This window comes from Rhizobium sp. N324 (genome assembly GCF_001664485.1).
GTDB lineage: Bacteria > Pseudomonadota > Alphaproteobacteria > Rhizobiales > Rhizobiaceae > Rhizobium.
In genome coordinates, this window is record NZ_CP013632.1 from 259,756 (window position 1) to 284,089 (window position 24,334).

A 24,334-nucleotide genomic window follows, 5' to 3' on the forward strand; every position below is an offset into this window, starting at 1 on the left:
TTCCTGTCAGGCTTGCTTTTGAACACGCAGACGGTCGTAGGCCGTCCGTTCCTCGGTCTCGATCGGAACGACATAGGGCTCCACCTTGCGCTTTTCCGAAACCATGCCGCCGTCGATCTTCCTGAGAAGCGTGTGGCAGAACCAGTTGTCGTCGTCCTTCTCCGGATGGTCGACGCGATTGTGGTAAAGGCCCCAGCGGCTCTCCGTGCGGAACAGCGAGGCATGGGCGGCCATCTCGGCGCAATCGAGGATGGACGAGACTTCGAGCGCCCGCATCAGTTCATGCGCGTCGCGGGCGACCAGCGCAGTCTCGAGATCGTCGCGGACTTCGCTGAGCCGCTGCTGGCCGATCCGCATCTTCGCCGTCACCTTCGGGGGCTGCAGATAGTCGTTGACCAGGCGGCGCGCCTTGTATTCCAACTGGTTGGGCGGAATGCCGTCGTCGCGCCGCGTCGGCGCCAGCACGCGTTCGCGCTCGCGTGCGACGAATTCGCGATCATAGTCGGGAAGTTCGGTTTCGGCGGCGACGTCGGCTGCATGTTCTCCCGCGACGGCGCCGTTGGTGAAGGCGCCGAGCATATAGTTATGCGGCACATTCGCCATGTCGCCCGCCGCATAGAGGCCCTCGACCGTCGTGCGCGCGAATTCATCGACGAACACCCCAGAGGCGCTGTGGCCGGAACAGAAGCCGATTTCGGAGATGTGCATCTCGATCATCTTTTCGCGGTAATCGGTGCCGCGCGCCTCGTGGAAGCGTCCGCGCGAGGGGCGCTCGACCTTGTGCAGGATCTGCTCGATCTCGCCGACCGTGTCGTGATGCAGGTGATTGAGCTTCAGGAAGACCGGCCCTTTGCCGGACTGTAGCTCGTTGTAGAATTCCTGCATCATCTGACCGGACCAGTAGTCGCTTTCGATGAAGCGGTTGCCTTCGCTGTTGGCGGTATAGGCGCCGAAGGGGCCGGCGACATAGGCGCAGGCGGGGCCGTTATAGTCCTTGATCAGTGGATTGATCTGATAACATTCGAGGTTCGCGAGTGCTGCACCCGCATGATAGGCCATCGCATAGCCGTCGCCTGAGTTGGTCGGGTTCTCATAGGTGCCGAAGAGATAGCCGGAATGGGGCAGGCCGAGCCGTCCCGCCGCTCCCATGCAGAGGATCACCGTCTTGGCGCGCAGCACGAGAAACTCCGCCGAGCGTGTGTTGACGGCGATCGCCCCGGCAATCCTGCCGTCCTTCGCCGTCAAAAGCCGCGTCGCCATGTAGCGGTTGGAGATCAGAATGCGCTCGCGGCGCAGCTGCCGATAGAGCGCCTTCTTGACGGTGTCTCCATTCGGCATCGGCAGGACATAGGTGCCGAGGTGGTGCACCTTCTTGAGGTCGAAGTCGCCATTGGCGTTCTTCTGGAAGCGGATGCCGAAACGGTCCAGCTCCTCGATGATTTCGTAGCATCGCGAGGCATATTTATAGACCGGCGCCTGATCGACGATGCCGTCATTGGCGATGGTGATTTCCTTGGTGTATTGCTCCGGCGTCGCATAGCCTGGAACGACGGCATTGTTCAGCCCGTCCATGCCCATGGAGATCGCGCCCGAGCGCTTGACGTTGGCCTTCTCGAGCAGGACGATGTTCAAGTTGGGATTGCGCTGTTTTGCCTTGAGCGCCGCCATCGGCCCGGCCGTGCCGCCGCCGATCACCAGCACGTCGCATGCGACCTCGGAGAGGCCCTCTACAAAATTATCCATGCATCATTCCTCAAGCCAATGAATCGGCGATTTCGCGCAGGTATTGCCAGGGGTAGATCCCCCGATCATGCCCGTCCGAGAAAACCAGCCTGACGGCATAGGAGCCGATCGGCTCGATGCCTGTCACCGTGACATTGTCGAAGCTCGTCTCGCGCCCGTCGAGGGACGCCCGCACCGCTTGGGCGGCGCGGCTGCGGCGGCGCAATTCAGAGGCAGGAAGAAGGGAGATGTCGCCGCCTTCCCAGGTAATGGCAAGCGTGCGGCGTTCTGGTTTCAGCTTCAGTTGCAACGGTGTCATGGCTTTCCCTGTCGATCGACCGCCACTCTAAGAAAGCGTCGGGCTGAGACACGCAATAAATTGCCATGGAAGCGTCGCACGCCCTTTGAGGCGGGCCAGATGGGCGCGGTTTCTGCCGCATTGTCGGCGAAGGAAAGCGATAAATACGGGCCGCACGGGCGAGCCCGTGGACTCGCCTGCCAGCCGATATAAACCGATACACTTTCAATGTTTGATCGCAGCCGGCCTTGCAGGCGGGGTTGCCCGGTAGCCTTTGAGGTCGAGAGCAATTCCGATGCCGGGCGATTTCGCCGGCAATCAGGAACGATCGACCTTCATGCAAACACCGCCTTTCCGATCACCGGTGTCGAGGGCACGGCCAGGTCGCGCGGCTCCAGCATGCCGGCGCCGAACGCCTGCCTGCCGGCATCGATTGCCTTGGCAAAGGCCTCCGCCATCGCGGCCGGGTCGCCGGCGCCGGCAACCGCGGTGTTCAGCAGCACGGCATCGAAACCCAGCTCCATGACGATGGCCGCATGCGAAGGCCGGCCAATGCCGGCATCCACGATCAGCGGCACGTCTGCAAAATGCGCCCGCATCGATCGAAGTGCGGCGAGGTTTTGAGGGCCGGCCGCAGATCCGATCGGCGCGCACCAGGGCATCAGCACCCGGCAGCCGGCGTCGACGAGGCGCTCGGCGACGACCAGATCGTCGGTCGTGTAGGGAAAGACCTCGAAACCCTCGCCGGTGAGGATGCGCGCCGCTTCCACGAGCGCGAAAACATCCGGCTGCAGCGTGTCGTGATTGCCGATCACCTCCAGCTTGATCCAGTTGGTTCGAAAGACTTCTCGGGCCATCTTTGCCGTCAGCACCGCCTCGGAGACGCCGTGGCAGCCGGCCGTGTTGGGAAGAACGTGAACGCCGAGCGCTCGGATCATGTCGAAGAAAGCGCCGCCATTGCGCCCGCCCGCCATTTCGCGGCGCAGCGATACGGTGACGATCTCCGTTTTAGAGCGCCTGATGGCTTCGGCGAGGATGGCGGGTGAGGGGTAACGGGCGGTGCCGAGAAGAAGGCGTGATGCGATTTGACGTCCGTAAAGATCAAGCATGCTCAGCCTCCCTGCATCGGGGTCAGGATTTCGATCCGGTCATGATCGTTCAGCATATGCTGGCCGCGATCCTCGCGATGGACCAGTTCGCCATTGACGGCGGTCGCCAGCCAGTCGCCTTCGTAGTCGAGCGCGGCCAGAAGCTGCAAAAGCGTTGTGGCGGCGATCGTCTGGGCTTCGCCATTGATGATCAGTTGCATTGGGTGTTCCTTTGCTTCGGCTGTTGGGAAAAAACGAGATCCGCGGCTTCGGCCGCCATGGTCGGCGCCAGCAGAAAACCGTGGCGATAGAGGCCGTTAAAAACGACGATCTTCCCCTCCCGCGTGACGCGCGGAAGATTGTCGGGCAGGGCAGGGCGGATGCCGGCGCCGGTTTCGACGACGGCGGCGTCGGCAAAAGCCGGGTGCAGCGCATAGGCCGTGTTCAGCAGTTCCATCAGTGAGCGCGCGGTGATCGGGCCGTCGGAATCGGTCTCGATCGTCGTCGCGCCGATCATGAAAAAGCCGTTGCCGCGGGGAACGATATAGACGGGAAAACGCGGATGCAGCAGGCGGACGGGCCGGGCGAGGGTGACCTCTTCGGTATGGAGATAGAGCATTTCGCCCCGCACGCCGCGCAGATCGCGCTCTCGCCCAATGCGGGCGGCACCTGTGCAGTCGACGATATCGGAGAAATCATCATCGTCCGGCGCTGCGTCGGTAAAGGTGGCGCCGTTTGCCGCCAGTTGCTCTTTCAGCGCGCACAGCGCCTGGCGCGGGTCCAGATGTGCCTCGCTTGGGAAGAACAGACCGTGCCGGAAACGGGTGGCGAGCGCGGGCTCAAGGGCGGCGATATCGCTCTCCTCAACCCATTGATAACCGGTCGTGCGGCCGGCAAAACGTTTCAGCTCGCCATGGTCGCGGGCCGAGGCGACGACGAGAGTGCCGTTGCGGACGGTGCTGCCCGGCAGGATCGCCTCCCAGCGATCGGCGGCATCGAGGCCGCGCGTCAGCACCGCCTCATCGGCGCTTTCCCGCTCGCACCAGGGTGCCAGCATGCCGCCGGCGAGCCAGGACGCGGCATGGGCGAAATTCGGGTGCGGGTCGAAGATCGTGACATAGGCACCGCGGGCATGCAGCTCGCGGGCGACGGTGAGGCCGGCGACGCCGGCCCCTTTGACAAGCACGCGCATGTCAGTCCGCCCCGTGCGCGGAGGTCTCGATCGGCATATAGAGATCGCCGCCCTCCCGGTATTTCACCGCCATCGCGTCCAGCCCCTCCTTCTGCGCTTCGGCGCGGATGTCATGCGATATGCGCATCGAGCAAAATTTCGGGCCGCACATCGAACAGAAATGCGCCACCTTGTGCGCTTCCTTCGGAAGCGTCTCATCGTGGAAGGAGCGGGCCGTCTCGGGGTCGAGGGAGAGGTTGAACTGGTCTTCCCAGCGGAATTCGAAACGTGCGCGCGACAGCGCGTCGTCGCGAAGGCGCGCCGCGGGATGGCCCTTGGCAAGGTCGGCGGCATGGGCGGCGATCTTGTAGGTGATGACGCCGGTCTTGACGTCGCTGCGGTCAGGCAGGCCGAGATGCTCCTTCGGGGTGACGTAGCAGAGCATGGCCGTGCCGAACCAGCCGATCATCGCCGCACCGATGCCGGAGGTGATGTGGTCGTAGCCGGGGGCGATATCGGTCGTCAGCGGTCCCAGCGTGTAGAAGGGCGCCTCGCCGCAGACGGCGAGCTGCTTGTCCATGTTTTCCTTGATCTTGTGCATCGGCACATGGCCGGGCCCCTCGATCATCACTTGGCAATCCCTGGCCCAGGCGATTTTCGTCAGCTCGCCGAGCGTTTCGAGTTCGGCAAATTGGGCTGCATCATTGGCATCGGCGATCGAGCCGGGGCGAAGGCCGTCGCCGAGCGAGAAGGAGACGTCATAGGCCCGGCAAATCTCGCAGATCTCCTCGAAATGCTCGTAGAGGAAGCTCTCACGGTGATGATGCAGGCACCACTTGGCCATAATCGAACCGCCGCGCGAGACGATGCCGGTGACGCGGTTGACGGTGAGCGGGATGTAATGCAGCCGCACGCCGGCATGGATGGTGAAATAGTCGACGCCCTGTTCGGCCTGCTCGATCAGCGTATCGCGATAGATTTCCCAGCTAAGATCCTCGGCAATGCCGCCGACCTTTTCCAACGCCTGATAAAGCGGCACCGTGCCGATCGGCAGCGGCGAATTGCGGATGATCCATTCGCGGATATTGTGAATGTTGCGGCCCGTCGAAAGATCCATGACGGTATCGGCACCCCAGCGGGCAGCCCAGACCATCTTCTCGACTTCTTCGGCCATCGACGAGGTGACGGCGGAATTACCGATATTGGCGTTGATCTTCACCAGAAAATTCCGGCCGATGATCATCGGTTCGCTTTCGGGGTGGTTGATGTTGGCGGGGATGATCGCCCGGCCGGCGGCCACTTCCCGGCGGACGAATTCCGGCGTCACATGATCGGGAATATCGGCGCCGAAGCTCTCGCCGTCACGCACCAGCGCTTCCGCCTTGGCCTTGCGGCCGAGATTCTCGCGAATGGCAATGAACTCCATCTCCGGCGTGATGATGCCTGCCCGTGCATAGGCAAGCTGTGTGACGGCTTTCCCGTCTTTGGCGCGCAGCGGCCGGCGCCGCCCCGGGAATTCCGGCGTCAGCCGGTCGCCGCTGACGAAGCCGTTATCTTCGGGGCGGACATGGCGGCCGTCATAGGCTTCGACATCGCCGCGGGCCAGCACCCAGTCTCGGCGCAATGGGGGCAGGCCCTGCTCGATACGGATCTCGGCGCCGTCGATCGTGTAGGGGCCGGAGGAATCATAGACGACGACAGGCGGCTCGCCGGCGGTCGGATGGACGCTGATTTCGCGCATCGGCACCCGGATATCACTGTGGATATCTCCTGGAACATGGATCTTCCGCGAAGCCGGCAGCGGGCCGGTGGTGACGGTCGGGGTGAGGTTTTTTGCGGCAATGGTCATGGTTTGAGGCTCCAAGTTGTAAGTTGGAGACCCAGTCAATCAGCCGGAATGATGGAAAGACGCCGGCACAGATTCCACGCGTGAATCCGGAACCTTCGAGCGCTTGCACCGTCCCTACGCCAGTATGAACTGGATCAGGTTCAACGGGTCACTGCGCCACAACAGGCTAAGCCTGATTGTCCAGCAGTATCTCAGCCCCTTGCCGGGACCCCCCTGGTGAATGCCGATAGTCGTAAAGCGCCGTCCCGGATCGTGTCAAGCTTACAGCTTTGTCGTTCCGCTTATATCCTCCCGTCTCGGAGCCTGTTGCGTTACTGGCCGAACTGCGGCAAATGTCAGTTCACTCAACGTCAGGTGGATTATGTCGTTTCGGATTGAACGTCTTATGCGAGAACATCTCAGTGGCGCCGCCGGTGTGCTGGTCAGTGCCTATTCGGGACCGCCGTGGAACGAGAATTGGTCGCTTGAAGCGGCGATTGAAAATGTAAACAACGTGCTCGAAACGCCCAAATCCATTGCCCTTGCGGCCATTGACGGAGGCAAGGTGCTGGGGATCGCGCTGGGCATACGGCAGCGGCGCCATGCCGGTCCGGTCATCTATCTGGATGAGCTTTCGGTGCTGCCTGAAGCGCAGGGTCGGGGAATAGGGACGGCGCTGCTGTCGGCAGTTTCCGAAACAGCAAAGGCCGAAGGATGCAACAGCGTCTGGTTGGTCTCACAGCGGGACGGTGCTTTGTCGAAATTTTATCAGGGTTGCGGATTCGCCGTCGGCAACAACCTTGGTCTCTACTCCAAATCGAGTGCGTAGCGGTTCGGGCTGTATTGGCCTACATATCCGGGTGGATGGGTTCGAGGCTCGTGACCCCGATATTCCACGTGGACCCCGTCTCGTTGTGGGATGAAAGAGGGCATGTCTGATCGGATTTATCTTTCCGGCCTATCGGAAGAAAGCTGGCGAGCGGTCATCGAAACGCTGGGGGCTGCCGGCTGGTCCGTCCGAAAGGGTGGCGGCCTCGATTTCTCCTGGGCTGTCCTTGAGCGCGGCGGGATACGGATCGACATGGAATATGATGCATGGCAGGAGGGCGAAATGGCCTTTGCCCAAACCGACGGGTCGACAATAGCCAACGATCTTCCAGCACAATTGATTTTGCAGCTGAAATTGAACTGAGCCGCCGCTAGAGCGCGTCGCGATCTTTCAGACCCGCTCCTCGCGGCTCCTTTGAAGCGATGCCCGCTCAATCCGGTCGCAATGTCTTGCCGGATTCCGCATCGAAAAGATGAAGCTTTCCTGGCCGGGCGGCGATCGTCGCGACCTGCCCCGGTTTAAAATCGTGACGGTCGGACAGCACCGCGACAAGCTCGCCGGACCCGTAGCGCAGGAAGACCATCGTCTCATGGCCGGTGGGTTCGGTGACGCTGACGGTCGTGTCGAGGCCGCTTGGGCTGAGCGACAGGTGCTCGGGCCGCACGCCGAGAAGTACGGCCTGCCCCTCGGACGCCTGCGGGTTAAAGCCGAGCGCGATCTCGTCGCCGGTCTCGGTGACGAAGATCGCACCATCGGCCTTGTAGCGGCCCTTCAGCAGATTCATCGACGGTGAGCCGATAAAGGCCGCAACGAATGTATTTCGGGGACGATCGTAGAGTTCCAGCGGCGTGCCGATCTGTTCGACCTTGCCGCCCTGCATGACCACGATCTTGTCGGCCATGGTCATCGCTTCGACCTGGTCATGGGTGACATAGATCGTCGTGGTTCTCAGCCGCTGGTGCAGTTCCTTGATCTCCTTGCGCATCTGCACGCGCAGCTTGGCGTCGAGGTTCGACAAGGGCTCGTCGAACAGGAAGACCTGCGGCGATCGGACGATGGCGCGTCCCATCGCCACGCGCTGGCGCTGGCCGCCCGAAAGCTGGCGCGGATAGCGGTCGAGATAGGGCACGAGGTCAAGCGTTTCCGCCGCCGCCTGCAGCCGTTGCTTGATGATATCGGCTGGCTGCTTTTGCAGACGGAGCGCAAAGACCATGTTTTCGGCAACGGTTTTATGCGGATAGAGCGCATAGCTCTGAAAGACCATGGCGATGTCGCGATCCTTCGGCGGCAGATTGTTGACGACCTTTCCGCCGATCGAGATCGTGCCGCCGGTGATGCTTTCGAGCCCCGCGACCATGCGCAGCAATGTCGATTTGCCGCAACCGGACGGGCCGACGAGCACCACAAACTCGCCGTCGCGAATGTCGATATCGACGCCATGCAGGATATTTACGGCGCCATAGGCCTTGCGCGCCTCTGAAATATTGACCTCAGCCATATGCCTCCCACTCGCTTTCCCAGCTCCCCCGGCAGTCCCCGGAGATATGCATCTCTCGACAATATCCAAGGCATGAGGCCTGGCGAAACCGCGCTCTGCCGCTGCTCGAAGATACTATCGGAGCTCCTCCATGAAACGTTTCATTTCTTGTTGACTTTTGCCGCTTGCCGTCTAATTCTCGCTGGCGAGGCCGAGAGGAGCGGTTTCGAACATCAATATGAAACGTTTCATTTTTTTGTTTACCAGATAGTTCTGCACGAGACCAGTGCGAAAATCGGACCGGAGCCAATCCGGAAAGATGGGCTGGCGGCAGCGCAAAAACGTGGAGGAGGAAAGTATGAAAGTCGAAATATACGATGCATTGATGCGCCGTCAGGCCAGTCGCCGCGACGTCCTGCGCGGAACGGCGAGTGCTGCGGCTCTGCTCGGTCTATCCGGCGCGGTAGGCGGAATTCCCGGCATGGCGTTCGCCGCCGATGATCTGCGCGCCCAGATCCTGCAGATACCGGGCGTCGGCAAGGGCTCGCCAACGGATGCGGACTGGCAGAAGGTCGGCGAACTCTGCCTCGGCCCGACCAAGGCCAACGTCAAGCAGGGCGAATTTGCCGGTGTCGAGCTGACCTTCATGGGGCTCAACAATCAAAACCTGCACAATTTCCTGTTCCGCGGCTTCCTGAAGCCCTGGGAGGCTTATACCGGCGCCAAGATTAACTGGATCGACCTTGCGCAAGCCGACTACAACGCCCGCCTTCAGCAATCGATCGCGACCGGCACGGTCGATTTCGACATTCTGGAAATGGGCGCCCCGTTCGAAGGCGATACTGCCGGACGCGGGCTGCTGGACGAGATGCCGGACTGGGCTGCAAAGCAGATCGAGGCCGACGACCTGGTGAGTTACCTGAAGCCGCCGGTCGGCACCTGGGGCGGCAAGACCTATCGCGTCACGATCGACGGCGACTGCCACACCTTCGCCTATCGCAAGGATTACTTCGGAGAGGGCTCCATCAGCGGCATGGCCGAGCCGCCGAAGACCTGGCAGGAGGTCAACGCGGCCTCCAAGGCGCTGATCGGCAAGACCGATCCGCTGACCGGCCAGCCGGCCTACGGCTATCTCGACCCGCTGAAAGGTTGGGGTGGTTTCGGCTTCTATTTCATCGAGAACCGCGCGACGGCCTATGCCAAATATCCCGGCGATCCGGCCTGGCTGTTCGATCCCGAAAACATGAAGCCGCTGGTCAATAACCCCGCATGGGTCCAGGCGATCCAGGACGTCCTGGATCTGATCGCGGCCAAGGCCTATCCGGCCGATCAGATCAATGCCGACCCCGGCACGACGGCCTTCTCGCAGTTCCTGGCGGGCACCGGCGCCATGCTGATGTGGTGGGGCGATGTCGGCTCCAGCGCGCGCACCTCGGACTCGTCGGTCGTCGGCGATGTGGTCGGCTTCGGTATCAACCGCGGCTCCAACCGGGTCTACAACCGCAAGACCGGGCAATGGGAAGACAAGTATAACGAAGCGCCCAACATGGCCTATCTCGGCTGGGGCATCTATGTCACCAAGCAGGTCTCCGGCGACGAGAAGAAGCGCAAGGCGGCCTGGTCCGCCGCCGCCCATCTCGGCGGCAAGGATCTGTCCTTGTGGACGTCGGCCTATCCCTCCGGTTTCCAGCCCTATCGCCAGTCCAACTTCAACTACGACGAATGGGAAAAGGCAGGTTACGACCGCGCCTATATCGAGGACTATCTGGGTTCGAACGCGGACAGCTACAACCACCCGAACGCCGCCATCGAACCGCGCATTCCCGGTATCTTCCAATATTATTCCGTCGCCGAGGACGAATTGGCAAAGGGCTTTGCCGGACAGTACAAGTCGGCGCAGGAGACCGCGGATGCGATTGCGGCCGCCTGGGAAAAGATCACCGACCAGATCGGCCGTGACAGCCAGCTGAAACTCTATCGGGCGAGCCTCGGGCTCTGATCGTTTGACACCAATACGCCGGCGGACCGGAAGCGGTTCGCCGGCGCCCATTCTGTCCGGGCGAGGAAAATCATGTCGACAGTCGAAGGCGACCTGCTGCACACGGTCGAAGCCGGCTCCATTTCCGCGAGCCGTCGTTTCTGGGGCCGCACGGCTCTGTGGCTGAGCGCCATATGGTTCATCACATCCTTTGTCTTGCAGGGGGCGCATGAACTCGGCTGGACCGGTTGGGGTTTTGCGAACTGGCGGCCGGTTCTTTATGCCTATTTTCTCTGGGCCGCTGTTCTTTGCGTCACGCGCGTCGTCATCTACGGCGAGCCGGGCAAGAAGGCGCTTTTTGTTCTGCCGGCCGCGCTTTTCGTCGTGTCGATGGTGGTCTTCCCGCTGCTCTTTGCGCTCTGGATCGGCTTTTCCGATTGGAACCTAGCCTCCTCGACCGGGCGGCGCTTCAATGGGCTCGACAATGTGCGCCGGATGATTGCCGATCCGTTCTATGCCAATGCCCTGCTGAACATGGTCCTTTATTGCCTGGCGATCGTGGTCGAATATGCAATCGCCTTCGGGCTGGCGCTGCTCCTCAACCAGGAAATTATCGCCCGAAAATTCTGGCGGGTAACCTTCCTCATCCCTTTGATGCTGTCGCCGGTCGCGGTGAGCTGGATGGTCGGCAAGTCGATGCTGGAGACCCGTTTCGGCCCGATCGCGCGCTTTGCCCGCTGGCTTGGCTGGGAAAATCCCTCCTTCTTCGGCGATCCGCTGACGGCGAAGCTGTCGATCATGATCATGGATGCCTGGACCTTCATTCCCTTCATGATGATCATGCTGCTTGCCGGATTGCAGGGCTTGTCCAGGGAGGTGCTGGAGGCGGCCGAAGTCGATGGAGCCACCAAATGGCAGCGCTTCTGGAAGGTCACTTTCCCGCTCATGCTGCCGGTTTCGGTGACGGCGGTGATGATCCGCGTGATCTTCAAGCTCAAGCTCGCCGACATCATTATCACGGTGACGTCGGGAGGCCCGGGCGGTGCGACCGACTCCATCACCAGTTTCATCTATCGTGAATACCGCGACCGGTCGAATGTCGGATACGGTACCTTGCTTGCGCTCGTCTATCTGGTGATCATCGTCTTCGGGATGACGGGGCTGATGAAGATCGCAGACCGTATCGTGAAGCGGATGACAGGAAGGCTCTGATGGTTCGCATCGATTTCGAAAAATACGGGCGGGCTCAGCGCATTCGCTGGTGGGCCATGCGTCTGGCCGTCTACGGCCTGCTCGTCACCTGGGCGTGTGTCTGCATCTTCCCGCTGTTCTGGACGGTTTCGACCTCGTTCAAAACAGCCGCCGATGTCATGCGCGGCAATCTGGTTCCCTGGTTCAACTTTACGCCCAGCTGGCTCGGCTGGCGCTCGCTCGGGCTCTCTCCCGATACGATCTCCCAGGTATCGACGGTGCGCGACGAGTTTATGCGCCGGCTCTGGAACAGCGTCATCATCTCCGTTACCGCATCCGCGCTTGCGGTCGTACTCGGATCGCTGGCGGCCTACGGCCTCAGTCGCTTTTCCTACAAGTTCGGCCATATGCGCAATTCCGACATTTCGTTTTTCTTCCTGTCGCAGCTGATCATGCCGCCGGTCGTCCTCGCCCTGCCGTTCCTGGTTCTCTATAAGGAGTTGGCGCTGCTCGACACTTATGCCGGCATGATCGCCGTCTACACGCTGATGGTCCTGCCGATCGTCGTCTGGATCATGCGCGACCAGTTCGCCACGATCCCGGTGGAGCTCGAGGAGGCAGCCCTGGTCGACGGCCTGTCGATCTGGGGCGCCTTTGCCCGCATCATCGTGCCGCTCGTTCTGCCGGGCATGGTGGCCGCCTTCCTGTTGGCGCTGATCCTGTGCTGGAACGAATATTTCTTCGCTGCACTGCTGACCTCCACCAATACCAACACGCTGCCGGTGATGATTGCCAGCCAGACAGGCAGCCAGGGCATCAACTGGTGGTCGATGGCTGCCCTTTCCACCGCCGGCATCCTGCCGCTTGTTGTCGTCGGCGTCGTCCTGGAAAAGCATATCATCGCCGGGATGACCGCGGGCGCCGTCAAGTAGCTGCGGGATGTCGAATATGTCAAAGATGCCGACAGTCAAGGATGTTGCCGAATATGCAGGCGTCTCTGTCGGCACCGTTTCGCGTGTGCTGTCGGGCGAAGCCGCGGTCAAACCAATGCTGCGGGAAAAGGTCAACGACGCTATTTCAGCGCTCGGTTACCGCCCGAACGTCACCGCGAGAGCGCTGCGCACCAGCAGAACCGACGTCATCGGCCTCATCGTTCCCGACATCACCAATCCGTTCTTCGCGCAGCTTGCGGCAAGCGTCGAGCGCGCGGCGCTCGAGCGTGCGCACAGCCTGATGCTGGCAAGCTCGCATGACGACCGCGAGGCGGAGCAGAGCCATGTTTCAGCCTTCCTCCACCGGTCGGTGCGCGGCATCATCGTCGTAGCTTCGAGCGACGGTTCAGGCCTCCAGCTGCCGGCATCTGTGCCGATCATCTCGCTGGACCGGCGCTTCGGCACCTTTCCCCTGGTGTCGACCAACCATGCGCAGGCGGCCGCGCTGATTGCCGACCATCTCTACGGGCTCGGGCACCGCCGCATCGCCTATATTGCCGGGCCGGTTGACACCGAGGCGGGGCGCACGCGCAAGGAGGGCTTTGTCGGCCGTATGGACGGCTTCAGCAAGACCGGCGAACCGGTTGAACTGGAAATTGCCTATGGCAGGTTCGACTACGAGTCCGGGGAAAGAATTGCCCGCGACCTGCTTTCGCGCCCGCCACAGGACCGGCCGACGGCGATTGCGGCTGCCAGCGATCAGCAGGCCATCGGCGCGCTGCGCACAGCGCGCGACCTGAAGATCGACGTGCCGCGCAAACTGTCGGTGACAGGGTTCGACGATATTTCGCTCGCCAATCTCGTCGTTCCCAGGTTGACGACCATACGTCAGCCGGCCGACATGCTGGCCCGGCGCGCGGTCGGACTTCTCTTGGCGGAACCGCCGGGTGCGGAGGATGAAATGGTCGACGGATCGCTGATCGTGCGCGGTTCGAGCGGCCCATGCCCGCAGCCCAAGGCGGAAAGCGCCGGCCATACGAATTGAAGCAGGCCGGTGCTCCGGCAACGAGAAAAGGATGGAAGATCGATGCTCAAGGGAATTCGGGCCGAACTCAACGGCGACATTCTTCAAGCACTTTGCAATATGGGACACGGCGATTATCTCGTCATCTCAGACATGAATTTTCCGTCGGATTCGATTGCCCGGCAGACTCGCCTGGGAACGCTGCTGACCATGGAAAACATTCCCGCGCCGCAGGCAATCGATGCGATCCTTTCGGTCTTGCCGCTGGACACGCCGATCCAGCCGTCGGTGGGCCGCATGGAGGTGATCGGCAAGCCGGATGAAATTCCTCCGATTCAGCAGGAAGTCCAGGCGATCGTCGATCGCGCCGAGGGCAAGCCATCGCCGATGTATCCTGTCGAACGCATGGCCTTCTACGACATCGCCAAAAAGGCCTATTGCGTCATCGCAACGGGGGAACTGCGCTTCTATGGATGTTTCCTTTTGACCAAGGGCGTCATTCCGGCGGAGGAGGCTCTGAGATGAGCGAGAAAAGCGGGATCGTCATCCTCGGCATTTTTGCAGCCGACACCGCCTATAAGGCAAAACGCCTGCCCCATATTGCCGAGACGCTGATGGGGTCGGGTTTCACGCTCGGGCCGGGAGGCAAGGGCTCCAACCAGGCAATCGCCGCAGCAAAGGCCGGCGGCAAGGTGACCTTCATCTCACGGGTCGGCAACGACCCGTTCGGCGATATGGCCCTTGCGGCCTATTCGCAGGCGGGCGTCAAAGCCAATGTGATGAAGATGGATGGTGTTTCCAGCGGCGCCGCCTTCATCTTCGTCGACGAAGTGAGCGGCGACAATGCCATTATTGTCGTGCCGGGTGCCGCGGGCCTTATCGGCATCGAAGACGTCGATGCGAACCGGGCGGCGATCGAAAGCGCCTCGATTTTCATGACGCAGCTCGAACAGCCGCTCGAGGCCGCCGTGCACGGTCTCTCGATGGCGAAAAGGGCAGGGGTCACGACAATCTTCAACCCCGCGCCGGCGCGGGCCATTCCGGACGAAATCTACGGCCTGTGCGATTTCATCGTGCCCAATGAGGTGGAAGCCGCCGAATTGGTGGGCCATGCGATCACAACCGATGAGCAGGTCCGTGCGGCGGGCCGCGCCCTGCTGGATCGAGGGGCGCGGGCGGCGGTCATCACCCTTGGCGGACGCGGCGCGTATTATCACACCGTCGATCAGAGCCAATTCGTTCCTGCATTCTCGGCAGGAAATGTCATCGACACCACAGGGGCGGGGGACGCCTTTCTCGGCGGTTTCGCGACGGCGATTTCCGAAGGACAAACGCCGATCGAGGCCGTCCGTTTCGGCTCTGCGACCGCCGCAATCGCCGTAACCCGGCCGGGAACGGCCCCCGCCATGCCGTCACGCGCCGAGATCAGCGCCTTGCTGCGCTCCTCATGATGGAACATCGCAAGGGAATTCGGTGGAATCTGACCTTGCGGTCACCTGGACCCTTGTCTCAACGCGTGGTCGCGCAAATTGTCGAAATAGTTGGCATCGACTGGCGCGGTCGTCTCGGATGAAGCACCCTCAAGCAGGAGGTCGCGCAAACGCTGTCGATCTCTGTCGCGGCGGATCAAGTCGCATACGTATTCGCTACAGGTGGCATAGCCTTGCTCGACGACCTGCTGATCGACGAAGTGCTTCAGGTTCTCCGGCAGCGAAATAATCATGATGCTACAATAGGCAGGAAAGGCGGGAGTGTCCTGGCAAATTTGCCATCGAGCGAATTGCAGACGTTGATTTATCCTGCATACTATATGTATGCAGGATAAACATAAATCCTCACCGAGGAGAAGCGCAGCATGACGATGACCACCTTGACGATTGTCGACCTGCATAGCCGTGTCGAAGCCATCTTCCGCAAGGCCGGCCTCAACAGCGCGCAGGCCGGCGCGCTTGCCCGCGTCATCGTTGCCGGTGAGCGCGACGCCTGCAAATCGCACGGCATCTACCGTATCGAGGGCGCGCTGCGCACCGTCAAATCAGGCAAGGTGAAGCCGGACGCCGTACCGGGACTGGATCTCAACGAAGGGTCCGCCATCGTCAAGGTCAACGCCAATGGCGGCTTTGCCAATGCGGCCTTCGAACTCGGTCTGCCGGCGCTGGCCGAACGCACCCGCAGGCTCGGCATTGCCGCCCTCGTCATCAACAATTGCAGCCACTTCTCCGCGCTCTGGCCTGAGGTGGAGGCGGTGACCAAAGAGGGCCTTGCCGGCCTCGTCATGTGCCCGAGCTATGCGACCGTCGCGCCCGCCGGCGGCAACAAGCCGCTGCTCGGCACGAACCCCTTCGCCTTCGGCTGGCCGCGCAGGGACACGTCGCCCTACGTCTTCGACTTTGCCACCTCCGTCGCCGCCCGCGGAGAAATCGAGCTCCACCGCCGCGCCGGCAAGCAGCTTCCCGAAGGCTGGGCGATCGATGCCGACGGCAATCCGACGACCGATCCGGAAGCCGCCCTTGCGGGCGCCATGCTGCCCTTCGGCGGACACAAGGGATCGGCGATCGGCACGATGATCGAACTCCTCGCCGGCATCATGATCGGCGATCTCACCAGTCCCGAGGTGCTCGACTATCTCGGCACGACGACACTTGCCCCGTTCCACGGCGAACTCATCATCGCGATGTCGCCGCAGGCCTTTGCCGCCAGCCGCCCCGGCGATCCCTTCGCCCGCGCCGAGCTGCTTTTCGAGGCGATCGTCGGCAGCGGCGCCCGCCTGCCGTCGCAGCGCCGCTTCGCCGCCCGCCGGAAGTCCGAGACGGAAGGCGTCCTACTGTCGGCAGCCGAGTTGGAGCTGCTTGATCGTCTTCTCGACAAAGGTCTCGACGCGATCTCGTGACGACGGCATCTTTTCCGCCGGTTTACAAATAAAAAGGCCCTCCGCGAGGAGGGCCGTCACCTTGAACCGACGGATTATGCCGAGGCTTTATATCTCTGCACGGCGCCCGGCAGCTTGCTCCATTCTGCGTACCAGGTGTCAAACAGCTTCAGCTGGGCTTCGACATAGCCGCGCTGGCTTTCGGAGAGCACATCCGTCTCGTTGAAGTGCAGCGTGTATTCCTTGTCGCCCTTCAGCACCATCATGTGCTTGAAATAGAGAACGAGATCCGGGCCTTCGTCGAAGGAGGAGAGCACGGCAAGCGCCGATTCCAGTTCCAGCGCACGCTGGCGGGCATCCGGATCGCCGGCCGCCGCAGCCTGGGCGAGGTTGCACATGTGGATGACTTCCTTCGGCAGCACGCAGCCGATGCCGGTGATCGCGCCGACGGCGCCGCAGTTGACGAAGCCGTGGAAGACGCAGGTGTCGACGCCGATCATCAGCGAGACGTCATCGTCGCGGCTGGTGATGTTTTCGGCCGCGTAGCGCATGTCGGCCGCGCCGCCGAATTCCTTGAAGCCGACGAGGTTCTTGTGCTCCTGGCGCAACGCGAAGAACAGATCGGCGCGGGTGGCAAAGCCGTAATAGGGGCTGTTGTAGATGACGGCCGGCAGGTTCGGGGCAGCCGAAAGGATCGCCTTGAAGTGGCTCTTCTGAGCGGCAACGACTGTGCCGCGCGACAGGACGCGCGGGATCACCATAAGGCCCTGGGCACCGACCTTCTCAGCGTGCGCGGCGTGCGCGACGGCAGAGGCGGTGTTGACGGCGCCGGTGCCGACGATGACCGGAATGCCGGCCTTGACCAGACGCTCTACGCCCTGCATGCGCTGTTCATCCGTCAGCAGCGGCCAGTCCCCCATCGAGCCGCAATAGACGACGGCGGACATGCCTTTTCCGATCAATTCCTTGCCCTTGCGCACCAGTGCGTCGAAGTCCGGCGTGCGGTCGTCCTTGCAGGGCGTCATCAGGGCGGGAATGACGCCGGAAAAAATTGTGGCCTTCATGTCGATCTCCTTCAGCGCTGGGGGATGCTGGATCGGCAAAGGTCGCCGACCTGTCGCGGATGGAGATAACATCTTGTGTTCTATTTGTCGACAAGAAAAATACAAGATCTGTTATAGCGCTATGTCGAGCTTGCCGGTGCGGCTGAAAAGCTTCTGCACCTGGGCGACGATCTGTTCGGCGTGAACCTTGCCCAGACGATCGGCCTCCTCGACATCGCGCGCCTCGATCGCGGCAATGATCTCGGCATGTTCATCGACGAACTGCCGGGGGAAATGCTCATCGTAGGACTGGTAATAAAGCCGGAGAATGCGCCGGCCTTCATCGAGCAGCCGGCGAAAAAGCCCGGTGAAATAGGGGTTGCGTCCAGCCTCGGCGATGGCGGCGTGGAAGGCGGCGTTGGTCGCGATCATCGCCAGCGTGTCGCGCGCTTCGATTGCCGCCGAATAGTCCTGATGGAAGCCACGGATAGGAGGCAGATCCTCGAGGCGATGCTTCTGCGCCGCCAGCCGGGTCGTTACCCGGTACATAAGAACAAGGGCGTCGAAGAAGGTGCTGAGATTGAGAAAGTCGATGTTCGACACCATGGTCGAGCGGTTCGGCAGCGTTTCTATCAGCCCGTCACCGGCGAGGCGCACCAGCGCTTCGCGGATCGGTGTCCGCGACATCTTGAACCGCTCCGCCAACTGCACCTCGTCGATCGGGCTGCCGGGGGCGAGCTTGAGGTCGAGTATCTCATCGCGCAGCAGGTCGTAGACCATTTTCACGCCGGAGCCGCGTTTGCGTTCGGGAAGAGAACCGGGGTCGATGGCGGGCATAAAAACTCCTCTTGTCGACACGACAAATACAATGAGTTTCAAGCTGCAGCAAACCGTCAAGTTCGGTTTCGCGGGGAGAGGCCAGGGAAAGGCGATCCTCATAAGCGTGCTGTAAGTTTAAGCGCTATGTTATAACGTAACAAAATGGCATAAGTTCTGTTATGGAACAAGAGCTTGCCTGCTGTACCTCCTCATGCTGGTCGCCGATCGGCTCAGACAGCAGGGCATTGGCTGCGGTACCGGCGCTGGCCGCGCAACATTGATTGTGGATGGGTCGGTTTGCCAGGCCCATTTCGCTCGCGCCTCTTGGACGCGTGCTCCATATTCCGATGTTTACGGCCAGGTGACAACGACCGCACGAATATCGGTCGGACCGCATCTGTTACACCATCCTATCGCAACACGATTCTGCATTCATGGCTTATCGTTTCGTCCACACTGCCGATCTCCATCTCGATTCTCCCCTGCGGTCGCTGGCGCTTCGCAACGCCGAGCTGGCCGATCTCGTGAGCGACGCCAGCCGGCAGGCGTTGGTGGCGATCGTCGATCTGTGCCTTGAAGAAGAGGTCGATGCGCTCGTCATCGCCGGCGATCTCTATGACGGCGAGCAGACTTCGATGAAGACGGCGCGCTTCCTGGCAAGCCAGCTGGAGCGGCTGCATCGCGCGGGGATTTGCGTCTTCAAGATCCGCGGCAATCACGATGCGATGTCGAAGATCGCCGGGGAGCTGGTGATGCCCGATACGGTGAAGATCTTCGGCGGCCACGCCGAAACCGTGGAGGCGACGAAAGGCAGCCTGTCGGTGGCGATCCACGGCATGAGCTTCGCCAAGCCCCATGCGCCGGACCCGCTGCTGCCGAAATTCAAGCCGCCGGTGGCGGGTGCCGTCAATATCGGCATCATGCATACGAGCCTCGCCGGATCAGCCGGCCACGACGTCTATGCGCCCTGCAACGTGCTCGACCTTCATGCCTCGGGATTCGATTACTGGGCGCTTGGCCATCTCCACCAGCGCAGCCAGCATCCCGGCGCGGCGACGATCATCATGCCTGGCATGCCGCAGGGCCGTGACATCAATGAGTCGGGCGTCAAGACGGTGTCGCTGGTGACCGTGGCCGACGATCGGACGGTGACGGTCGAGGAGCGGCGCACCAGCATCGCGCAGTTCGAGCGCGTCGATGTCGACCTCACCGGCGTCGATGATTGGCGCGATGCGGCCATGGCGATCGAAGCGGCGCTCGCAGCGCAGCGCGACCGTACCGCCTCGCCGCACCTCGTCGCCCGCCTCCGGCTTTCCGGCCGCACGCCGCTCTCCTGGCAGCTTCGCCGCGATATCGACCTCATGCAGGCGGAAGCCGAGCAGCGCGGCGATCTCATCGGCCGGACCTGGATCGAGAAGCTGGAGCTTGCCTTCGAAGCGCACTCGACCCTTGCAGACGCCTCTGCTGCCGATCCCGTCGTGGGGCTGGCTGCGCTGATGCGGGACGAAGTGATCGCCCACAGCGGCTTTCGCGACGATATCAGGGAGATGGTTCGGGACCTGCTCGCCGACCTGCCGGCCGAGAGCCGAGCCTTTGCCGGGCATGACGAGGCGGGCTTCGAACGTTTCATCGACAACCTTCTTGCCAACGGCGCCGAGGACATCGCCGCCCGGATGAAGGCTGCGGACCGGGGGGAAAGCTGATGCGCCTGCGCCGCCTCGACCTCACCCGCTATGGCAAATTCACCGACCACTCGATCGATTTCGGTCCGGCCCGTCAGGGCTCGCCCGACCTGCATATCGTCTACGGCCTAAACGAAGCGGGCAAGTCGACCACCTTTGCCGCCTATCTCGATCTGCTCTACGGCATAGGCGAGCGCAGCACCTACAATTTCCTGCATCCCTACAACACGATGAAGGTCGGCGCGCGGCTGGAATTCGATGATGCGGAATACGAACTGGCGCGGCTCAAATTGCGGACCGGCAGCCTCGTCGACGATCGGGGGCAAGCCGTGAACGAGGCGCTGCTCGCCGGCGCGCTCGGCGGCATCGGCCGCGAGGCCTATCGCACCATGTTCTCGCTCGACGACCAGTCGCTCAAGGAAGGCGGCAACGCCATCATACAAAGCAAGGGCGAACTCGGCGAGTTGCTGTTCTCGGCAAGCTCCGGCCTCGCAGGCCTCAGCCGTTCGCTGGTGACGGCCGCCGACGAAGCCAATGTGATCTACAAGAAGCGGTCGTCGAGCACGAAGCTCGCGGAACACAAACGCTCGCTCGAAGCGCTGAAGGCCGAGCGCAGTGCCATCGACACGCTTGCCTCCACCTATTCGGCCCTGAAATCGACCCACGAGCAGGCCGAGACCGCCTATGCCGGGACCACCCTGGAACTGGCCGAGGCCAAGGCTCGGCATCAGCAGCTGACGCGCCTTCTCGGCGCCCTGCCCGCGGCACTGGAACTCCGGCGGCTGGACACTGATGCGGCCGGCCTGGGCGATCTGCCGCGGCCGCCATCCGAATGGTTCACCCTGCTACCGCAGCTTTTCCGCGACGAGACGCGGCTGCAGGCGCTTGTCGAAACCGCCGACCGCACGCTGCAGCAGCTTGCCGACGAGATCGAGGCGATCGCGATCGACGACAAGGCACTGGCGGTCGCCGCCCATATGGACCTGCTGGATCAGGGCCGGGCGCGTTATCTCGCGGCTGAAAGCGACCTGCCGAAACGCCGGCTGGCGCTGGCCGAACAGGACGGTGTGCTGGTGCGGCTGCTCGCCGATCTCGAGCAGCCGGGCCATACGACGCCCGAGGCGCTGCTGCTGCCCGCCTCGCTGATCGGCACCATCCGCGACCTCATCGAGCGGCGTTCCGGCGTTGAGGCGAAACTGGCTGCCGCGGGTCGCGAGCTGGTGCGGGCGCGAGAGAATCTCGAAAGACTGGGCCAGGAAGACGGCTCGCAAAACGGAGCCGCAGTGCTCGATCCCGCGCGGCTTGGCCGCATCGAGGCCGCCCTCGGCCGGCTGACCGGGTCCGATCTCGCCGTGCGGCTGACCATGGAAGAACGTTCCCTTGTCCAGGCGAAACGAGTGCAGGCGCACCACTTCGCCCAACTCGCACCCTGGACCGGCGACGCCGCGGCCTTGCAATTGACGAGCGCGGCGGAGCCTCGGCAGATCGAGGCCTGGCGTGGCCAGGCGACTGCTATCGACAAGCGGATCGGGGATCACGAGGCGCGGCTGCGCGATCTCGGCACCGAACAGACGCTGATCAGAGCCCGGATCGCCGCCTTCGTCGCTGGCGGTTCGATCGATGATGCCGAGGCCGTGAGGCTGCGCGATGAACGCGATGCCGCCTGGCAGGCGCATCTCACCAGCCTGGATGCGGCGACGGCCCGGACATTCGAGGAGCGGATGCGGCAGGACGACGTGGTGTCCGCCGGCCGGCTGTCGCGGGCGCAGGAGCTGGCGGATCTGCGGCAACTCCGCCAGACGGAAGCGGTAACGGCAGCGGCGGTCGAACGGCAAAAGGAATTGCTTGCCGAGGCGCGCGCCGAACATGATGCGCTCGCCGAGCGCATCCGTGGCCTGCTGCCCGAGGCAATCGAATATGACGCCGAAGCTGCGGCGCGCATTGCAGCACTCGACGCATGGAGCATCGAACGCGCCGCGGCGCTGGCTGCCTGGGACGATCTACAGCGGGCCGAAGACGCGGCGGACATGCTTCGCGGTGAACTGGACAGCCATGCCGCGACGCTTGCAGCGAGCCTTGCGGATGCCGGCCATCGTGACGCCGACGATCTGCCGGTTGCCGGCCTGATGCAGGCCGCCAATGATATGCTCGCCGCCGCCAAAGCCGAGCGGGCGGCGCGGCAGGCGCAAGAGAAGGCAATCGGCGATCTCAGCCATGATCTCAGGGAGCGCGAGCGCGACCAGCAGGAGGCGGAAGCCATCATGGCGGCCTGGGACCGGGAATGGGCGGAGGCGTTGTCGCGAGCCTGGTTTGCCGATAAGGCTGGCTCGATGGCCGCCGTCCGCGCCATGCTGAACGCGCTTGGCGCGCTGCCCGCCATCCTGAAGGAACGGGATGACCTCGCCAGCCGCGTTGCCGCGATGGAGCGCGACCAAGAGCAATTCCGTGGCGATATTGCCGGTCTTCTCGCAGATTGCGGCCTCAGCCGCGCGGCATCCGATACGCTCGCCTCCGCCAATGCGCTCGCGGAACGCCATGAGGCAGCCCGCCATGCGGCTCAGCTTCGGGCAGACCGGCAGGCGGATCGCGAAAAACAATTGGAGAAACGACGAGCGCTGGAAGAAGACCTGGCTGTTCACAACGCCCGTAAGAACGAACTGACCGGCTATTTCGGCACGGACTCGCTTGCCTCAGTTGAGGTATTCCTGAATCAGGCCCGGGAGCGGGACCGGCTGGAGGAGCGGGCCTCCATCCTGCGCCACCAGATCACCGAGGCATTGCGCGCGACGAGCTTTTCCGAAGCCGAACGACGCCTTGCCGAAATCGACGCCGATGCCGTCGAGCGCGATGCGATGGAGCTTGCCGCGCGGATCGAAGATCTCACCGAACGGGCGAAGCTTCTCTATTCCGACGTGTCGCTGGCGCGGCAGAAGCTCGAGGCCGTCGGCGGCGATGACGCGGTGGCTCGGATCGAGGCCAAGCGCCGAACCATCTTCCTCGAAATAGAGGAACTGGCGGTGCGGCATCTGACGCTGCGCGCCGGCACGCTCGCGGCCGAACAGGCGCTGCACATCTATCGCGAAAAACATCGCAGCTCGATGATGAACCGCGCATCGGAAGCCTTTCACCTGATCACCGGCGGCAACTATTCCGGCCTGACGACCCAGCCCGATCGGGACAAGGAAATACTGATCGGCGTATCACGTGACGGCGGCTCGAAGCTTGCGGACGCGATGTCGACCGGCACGCAGTTCCAGCTCTATCTGGCGCTTCGCCTTGCAGGCTATGAGGAATTCGCAGCGCTTCGCCGGCCCGTGCCCTTCGTCGCCGACGACATTATGGAGAGCTTCGACAATCCTCGCTCCGAAGAGGTTTTCCGCCTGCTCGGCGCAATGGCGAATGTCGGACAGGTCATCTACCTCACGCATCACTGGCATCTCTGCGAGATCGCGCGGGACGTCGTTCCTGAGGTCACCATCCACCAGCTGCCATGATCGGGCGCTAGGAGCTGTGGACACTTATCTGAGCCATAGGATTGTTGCGGCCAGAGCGATCATGGCTTTGTAATTTCGAACGGTTTTCTCATATCGTGTGGCGATGCGTCGAAACTGCTTGAGCTTCGAGAAGCAGCATTCGACGAGATAACGCTGAGCATAGAGTTGCTTGTCGAGCGGATACTTCTTGGCACGCGAGGGATTGTTCGGGATGACCGCTTGCGCGCCCTTGTCGGCAATGAGTTTGCGTAGCCGGTCGCTGTCGTAGGCCGTATCGGCCATGACGACCTCGGCTGGCAGGTCTTCGATCAGGAGATCGGCTTGCGGGGCATCCCCTTTCTGACCGGCGGTCAGAATGAAACGAACGGGACATCCAAGGCCACGCACGGCCATATGGATTTTGGTGCTCAAGCCTCCGCGGGAACGGCCAAGGGCCTGATCTTCAGCCCCTTTTTTGCGCCGGAGGCGTGCTGGTGGGCGCGAATAATAGTGCTGTCGACGATCAGATATTCGAAGTCGGTATCCTCCGACATCGCCTCAAAGACACGCCACCAGACACCCTTTTGGCTCCAGCGGCTGAAGCGGCGAAACACGCTGTTCCAATCACCGAACACCTCCGGCAGATCGCGCCAGGGCGAACCCGTCCGCACGATCCACAAGACCGCTTCCACAAACATGCGATTGTCACGTCCAGACGAACCACGCGTGCGATCGTCGCCAATGATATGGCGAGACATCCGCTCCCACTGGTCATCTCGAAGAATGAGACGATCTAACACACCCATGACTGCCTCCAAAAGACAGTCTTGAATCTGATTTGCTCACCTTTGGGAATCCCAAGAGTCCACGACTCCTAGAGCGTGATGCCGAAAAGTGTGAGCGGTTTTCG

22 protein-coding genes and 1 riboswitch are annotated in these 24,334 nt (G+C 62.3%); of the genes, 11 read left to right on the forward strand and 11 right to left on the reverse strand.

The genetic code is table 11. The annotated features are described in order from the left end of the window. Window positions 1-6 precede the first annotated feature (6 nt). The 6 genes from AMK05_RS24935 to thiC all read right to left on the reverse strand — a co-directional run bounded on the left by AMK05_RS24935 (window position 7) and on the right by thiC (window position 6,128). Window positions 7-1,743: a fumarate reductase/succinate dehydrogenase flavoprotein subunit gene (locus AMK05_RS24935; protein WP_064841979.1), complete on the reverse strand. Its 1,737-nt coding sequence runs from the start codon at window positions 1,741-1,743 to the stop codon at window positions 7-9. A gap of 10 nt (window positions 1,744-1,753) precedes the next feature. Further along, entirely contained in the window at window positions 1,754-2,041 is a 288-nt protein-coding gene (locus AMK05_RS24940) for a DUF971 domain-containing protein (RefSeq protein WP_064841982.1), read from the reverse strand. A 314-nt stretch (window positions 2,042-2,355) separates the two neighbouring features. Further along, window positions 2,356-3,129 carry a thiazole synthase gene (locus AMK05_RS24945; protein WP_064841984.1) on the reverse strand — a complete coding sequence of 258 codons (774 nt, stop codon included), beginning with the start codon at window positions 3,127-3,129 and terminating at the stop codon, window positions 2,356-2,358. Between the two features lie 2 nt (window positions 3,130-3,131). Continuing rightward, window positions 3,132-3,329 carry a sulfur carrier protein ThiS gene (thiS, locus tag AMK05_RS24950; protein WP_064841986.1) on the reverse strand — a complete coding sequence of 66 codons (198 nt, stop codon included), beginning with the start codon at window positions 3,327-3,329 and terminating at the stop codon, window positions 3,132-3,134. After that, entirely contained in the window at window positions 3,320-4,300 is a 981-nt protein-coding gene (gene thiO, locus AMK05_RS24955; protein WP_064841989.1) for a glycine oxidase ThiO, read from the reverse strand. Before thiO ends, thiS begins: the two co-directional genes overlap by 10 nt. 1 nt (window position 4,301) lies before the next feature. Then, window positions 4,302-6,128 carry a phosphomethylpyrimidine synthase ThiC gene (thiC, locus tag AMK05_RS24960; RefSeq protein WP_064841991.1) on the reverse strand — a complete coding sequence of 609 codons (1,827 nt, stop codon included), beginning with the start codon at window positions 6,126-6,128 and terminating at the stop codon, window positions 4,302-4,304. Window positions 6,129-6,221: 93 nt separating this feature from the next. Continuing rightward, window positions 6,222-6,353: riboswitch (TPP riboswitch) on the reverse strand. A gap of 136 nt (window positions 6,354-6,489) precedes the next feature. Here thiC and AMK05_RS24965 point away from each other — a divergent pair. Next, window positions 6,490-6,936, forward strand: a complete 447-nt coding sequence (locus AMK05_RS24965) for a GNAT family N-acetyltransferase (protein ID WP_064841994.1) — start codon at window positions 6,490-6,492, stop codon at window positions 6,934-6,936. Window positions 6,937-7,026: 90 nt separating this feature from the next. Further along, window positions 7,027-7,299, forward strand: coding sequence for a hypothetical protein (locus AMK05_RS24970; protein ID WP_143535757.1), 273 nt, complete (start codon window positions 7,027-7,029; stop codon window positions 7,297-7,299). Window positions 7,300-7,366: 67 nt separating this feature from the next. Here the strand turns inward: AMK05_RS24970 and AMK05_RS24975 are convergent, their stop codons facing one another. Further along, window positions 7,367-8,434, reverse strand: coding sequence for an ABC transporter ATP-binding protein (locus AMK05_RS24975; RefSeq protein WP_064841998.1), 1,068 nt, complete (start codon window positions 8,432-8,434; stop codon window positions 7,367-7,369). Window positions 8,435-8,771: 337 nt separating this feature from the next. Between AMK05_RS24975 and AMK05_RS24980 the strand changes: the two genes are divergently transcribed. The 6 genes from AMK05_RS24980 to rbsK all read left to right on the forward strand — a co-directional run bounded on the left by AMK05_RS24980 (window position 8,772) and on the right by rbsK (window position 14,989). Then, entirely contained in the window at window positions 8,772-10,412 is a 1,641-nt protein-coding gene (locus tag AMK05_RS24980) for an extracellular solute-binding protein (protein WP_064842313.1), read from the forward strand. A gap of 72 nt (window positions 10,413-10,484) precedes the next feature. Continuing rightward, the gene (locus AMK05_RS24985; protein WP_064842000.1) at window positions 10,485-11,603 is read left to right on the forward strand and encodes a carbohydrate ABC transporter permease; all 1,119 of its coding nucleotides are present in this window, start codon (window positions 10,485-10,487) and stop codon (window positions 11,601-11,603) included. Further along, entirely contained in the window at window positions 11,603-12,514 is a 912-nt protein-coding gene (locus AMK05_RS24990; RefSeq protein ID WP_037146530.1) for a carbohydrate ABC transporter permease, read from the forward strand. Before AMK05_RS24985 ends, AMK05_RS24990 begins: the two co-directional genes overlap by 1 nt. A gap of 16 nt (window positions 12,515-12,530) precedes the next feature. Continuing rightward, entirely contained in the window at window positions 12,531-13,559 is a 1,029-nt protein-coding gene (locus AMK05_RS24995; protein ID WP_064842315.1) for a LacI family DNA-binding transcriptional regulator, read from the forward strand. A gap of 42 nt (window positions 13,560-13,601) precedes the next feature. After that, window positions 13,602-14,063, forward strand: coding sequence for an RbsD/FucU family protein (locus AMK05_RS25000; RefSeq protein WP_064842003.1), 462 nt, complete (start codon window positions 13,602-13,604; stop codon window positions 14,061-14,063). Further along, window positions 14,060-14,989: a ribokinase gene (gene rbsK, locus AMK05_RS25005; protein WP_064842005.1), complete on the forward strand. Its 930-nt coding sequence runs from the start codon at window positions 14,060-14,062 to the stop codon at window positions 14,987-14,989. The genes AMK05_RS25000 and rbsK overlap by 4 nt, the downstream gene beginning before the upstream one ends. Before the next feature lie 41 nt (window positions 14,990-15,030). On the opposite strand, the gene AMK05_RS25010 is transcribed toward rbsK, so the two are convergent. Further along, complete coding sequence (locus AMK05_RS25010; protein ID WP_064842007.1) at window positions 15,031-15,261, reverse strand: hypothetical protein; 231 nt, start codon at window positions 15,259-15,261, stop codon at window positions 15,031-15,033. Between the two features lie 132 nt (window positions 15,262-15,393). Here AMK05_RS25010 and AMK05_RS25015 point away from each other — a divergent pair, with 132 nt between their 5' ends. Beyond that, window positions 15,394-16,428 (forward strand): Ldh family oxidoreductase, encoded by a 1,035-nt coding sequence (locus tag AMK05_RS25015; protein WP_064842009.1) that lies wholly within the window; start codon window positions 15,394-15,396, stop codon window positions 16,426-16,428. Window positions 16,429-16,502: 74 nt separating this feature from the next. Here AMK05_RS25015 and AMK05_RS25020 read toward each other — a convergent pair whose 3' ends face one another. Both AMK05_RS25020 and AMK05_RS25025 read right to left on the reverse strand, forming a co-directional pair. Then, window positions 16,503-17,471 carry a dihydrodipicolinate synthase family protein gene (locus AMK05_RS25020; protein ID WP_064842012.1) on the reverse strand — a complete coding sequence of 323 codons (969 nt, stop codon included), beginning with the start codon at window positions 17,469-17,471 and terminating at the stop codon, window positions 16,503-16,505. Window positions 17,472-17,582: 111 nt separating this feature from the next. Beyond that, window positions 17,583-18,287 (reverse strand): GntR family transcriptional regulator, encoded by a 705-nt coding sequence (locus AMK05_RS25025; protein ID WP_064842014.1) that lies wholly within the window; start codon window positions 18,285-18,287, stop codon window positions 17,583-17,585. A 416-nt stretch (window positions 18,288-18,703) separates the two neighbouring features. On the opposite strand from AMK05_RS25025, the gene AMK05_RS25030 reads away from it, so the two are divergent. Next, window positions 18,704-19,972, forward strand: coding sequence for a metallophosphoesterase family protein (locus AMK05_RS25030; protein WP_064842016.1), 1,269 nt, complete (start codon window positions 18,704-18,706; stop codon window positions 19,970-19,972). Then, a complete protein-coding gene (locus AMK05_RS25035; protein ID WP_064842019.1) occupies window positions 19,972-23,445 on the forward strand; it encodes an AAA family ATPase in 3,474 nt (1,157 codons plus the stop codon). Before AMK05_RS25030 ends, AMK05_RS25035 begins: the two co-directional genes overlap by 1 nt. Window positions 23,446-23,469: 24 nt before the next feature. Here AMK05_RS25035 and AMK05_RS33625 read toward each other — a convergent pair. Beyond that, a protein-coding gene (locus AMK05_RS33625) for an IS5 family transposase (protein ID WP_088930309.1) occupies window positions 23,470-24,230 on the reverse strand; the annotation gives its coding sequence in 2 pieces (ribosomal slippage) (window positions 23,470-23,903 and window positions 23,903-24,230; 762 coding nt in all). Window positions 24,231-24,334: the final 104 nt, after the last annotated feature.

Excerpts from the sequence above, each read along its gene's own strand:
- AMK05_RS24935 (WP_064841979.1), bottom strand. The coding sequence starts at position 1,743 with ATGGATAATTTTGTAGAGGGCCTCTCCGAGGTCGCATGCGACGTGCTG.
- thiS (WP_064841986.1), bottom strand. The coding sequence starts at position 3,329 with ATGCAACTGATCATCAATGGCGAAGCCCAGACGATCGCCGCCACAACG.
- AMK05_RS25025 (WP_064842014.1), bottom strand. The coding sequence starts at position 18,287 with ATGCCCGCCATCGACCCCGGTTCTCTTCCCGAACGCAAACGCGGCTCC.
- AMK05_RS24965 (WP_064841994.1), top strand. The coding sequence starts at position 6,490 with ATGTCGTTTCGGATTGAACGTCTTATGCGAGAACATCTCAGTGGCGCC.
- AMK05_RS25010 (WP_064842007.1), bottom strand. The coding sequence starts at position 15,261 with ATGATTATTTCGCTGCCGGAGAACCTGAAGCACTTCGTCGATCAGCAG.
- AMK05_RS24995 (WP_064842315.1), top strand. The coding sequence starts at position 12,531 with ATGTCAAAGATGCCGACAGTCAAGGATGTTGCCGAATATGCAGGCGTC.
- AMK05_RS25000 (WP_064842003.1), top strand. The coding sequence starts at position 13,602 with ATGCTCAAGGGAATTCGGGCCGAACTCAACGGCGACATTCTTCAAGCA.
- AMK05_RS25015 (WP_064842009.1), top strand. The coding sequence starts at position 15,394 with ATGACGATGACCACCTTGACGATTGTCGACCTGCATAGCCGTGTCGAA.
- AMK05_RS25035 (WP_064842019.1), top strand. The coding sequence starts at position 19,972 with ATGCGCCTGCGCCGCCTCGACCTCACCCGCTATGGCAAATTCACCGAC.
- rbsK (WP_064842005.1), top strand. The coding sequence starts at position 14,060 with ATGAGCGAGAAAAGCGGGATCGTCATCCTCGGCATTTTTGCAGCCGAC.
- AMK05_RS24945 (WP_064841984.1), bottom strand. The coding sequence starts at position 3,129 with ATGCTTGATCTTTACGGACGTCAAATCGCATCACGCCTTCTTCTCGGC.
- thiC (WP_064841991.1), bottom strand. The coding sequence starts at position 6,128 with ATGACCATTGCCGCAAAAAACCTCACCCCGACCGTCACCACCGGCCCG.
- AMK05_RS24975 (WP_064841998.1), bottom strand. The coding sequence starts at position 8,434 with ATGGCTGAGGTCAATATTTCAGAGGCGCGCAAGGCCTATGGCGCCGTA.
- AMK05_RS24980 (WP_064842313.1), top strand. The coding sequence starts at position 8,772 with ATGAAAGTCGAAATATACGATGCATTGATGCGCCGTCAGGCCAGTCGC.
- AMK05_RS25020 (WP_064842012.1), bottom strand. The coding sequence starts at position 17,471 with ATGAAGGCCACAATTTTTTCCGGCGTCATTCCCGCCCTGATGACGCCC.
- thiO (WP_064841989.1), bottom strand. The coding sequence starts at position 4,300 with ATGCGCGTGCTTGTCAAAGGGGCCGGCGTCGCCGGCCTCACCGTCGCC.
- AMK05_RS24990 (WP_037146530.1), top strand. The coding sequence starts at position 11,603 with ATGGTTCGCATCGATTTCGAAAAATACGGGCGGGCTCAGCGCATTCGC.
- AMK05_RS24940 (WP_064841982.1), bottom strand. The coding sequence starts at position 2,041 with ATGACACCGTTGCAACTGAAGCTGAAACCAGAACGCCGCACGCTTGCC.
- AMK05_RS24970 (WP_143535757.1), top strand. The coding sequence starts at position 7,027 with ATGAAAGAGGGCATGTCTGATCGGATTTATCTTTCCGGCCTATCGGAA.
- AMK05_RS25030 (WP_064842016.1), top strand. The coding sequence starts at position 18,704 with ATGGCTTATCGTTTCGTCCACACTGCCGATCTCCATCTCGATTCTCCC.
- AMK05_RS24985 (WP_064842000.1), top strand. The coding sequence starts at position 10,485 with ATGTCGACAGTCGAAGGCGACCTGCTGCACACGGTCGAAGCCGGCTCC.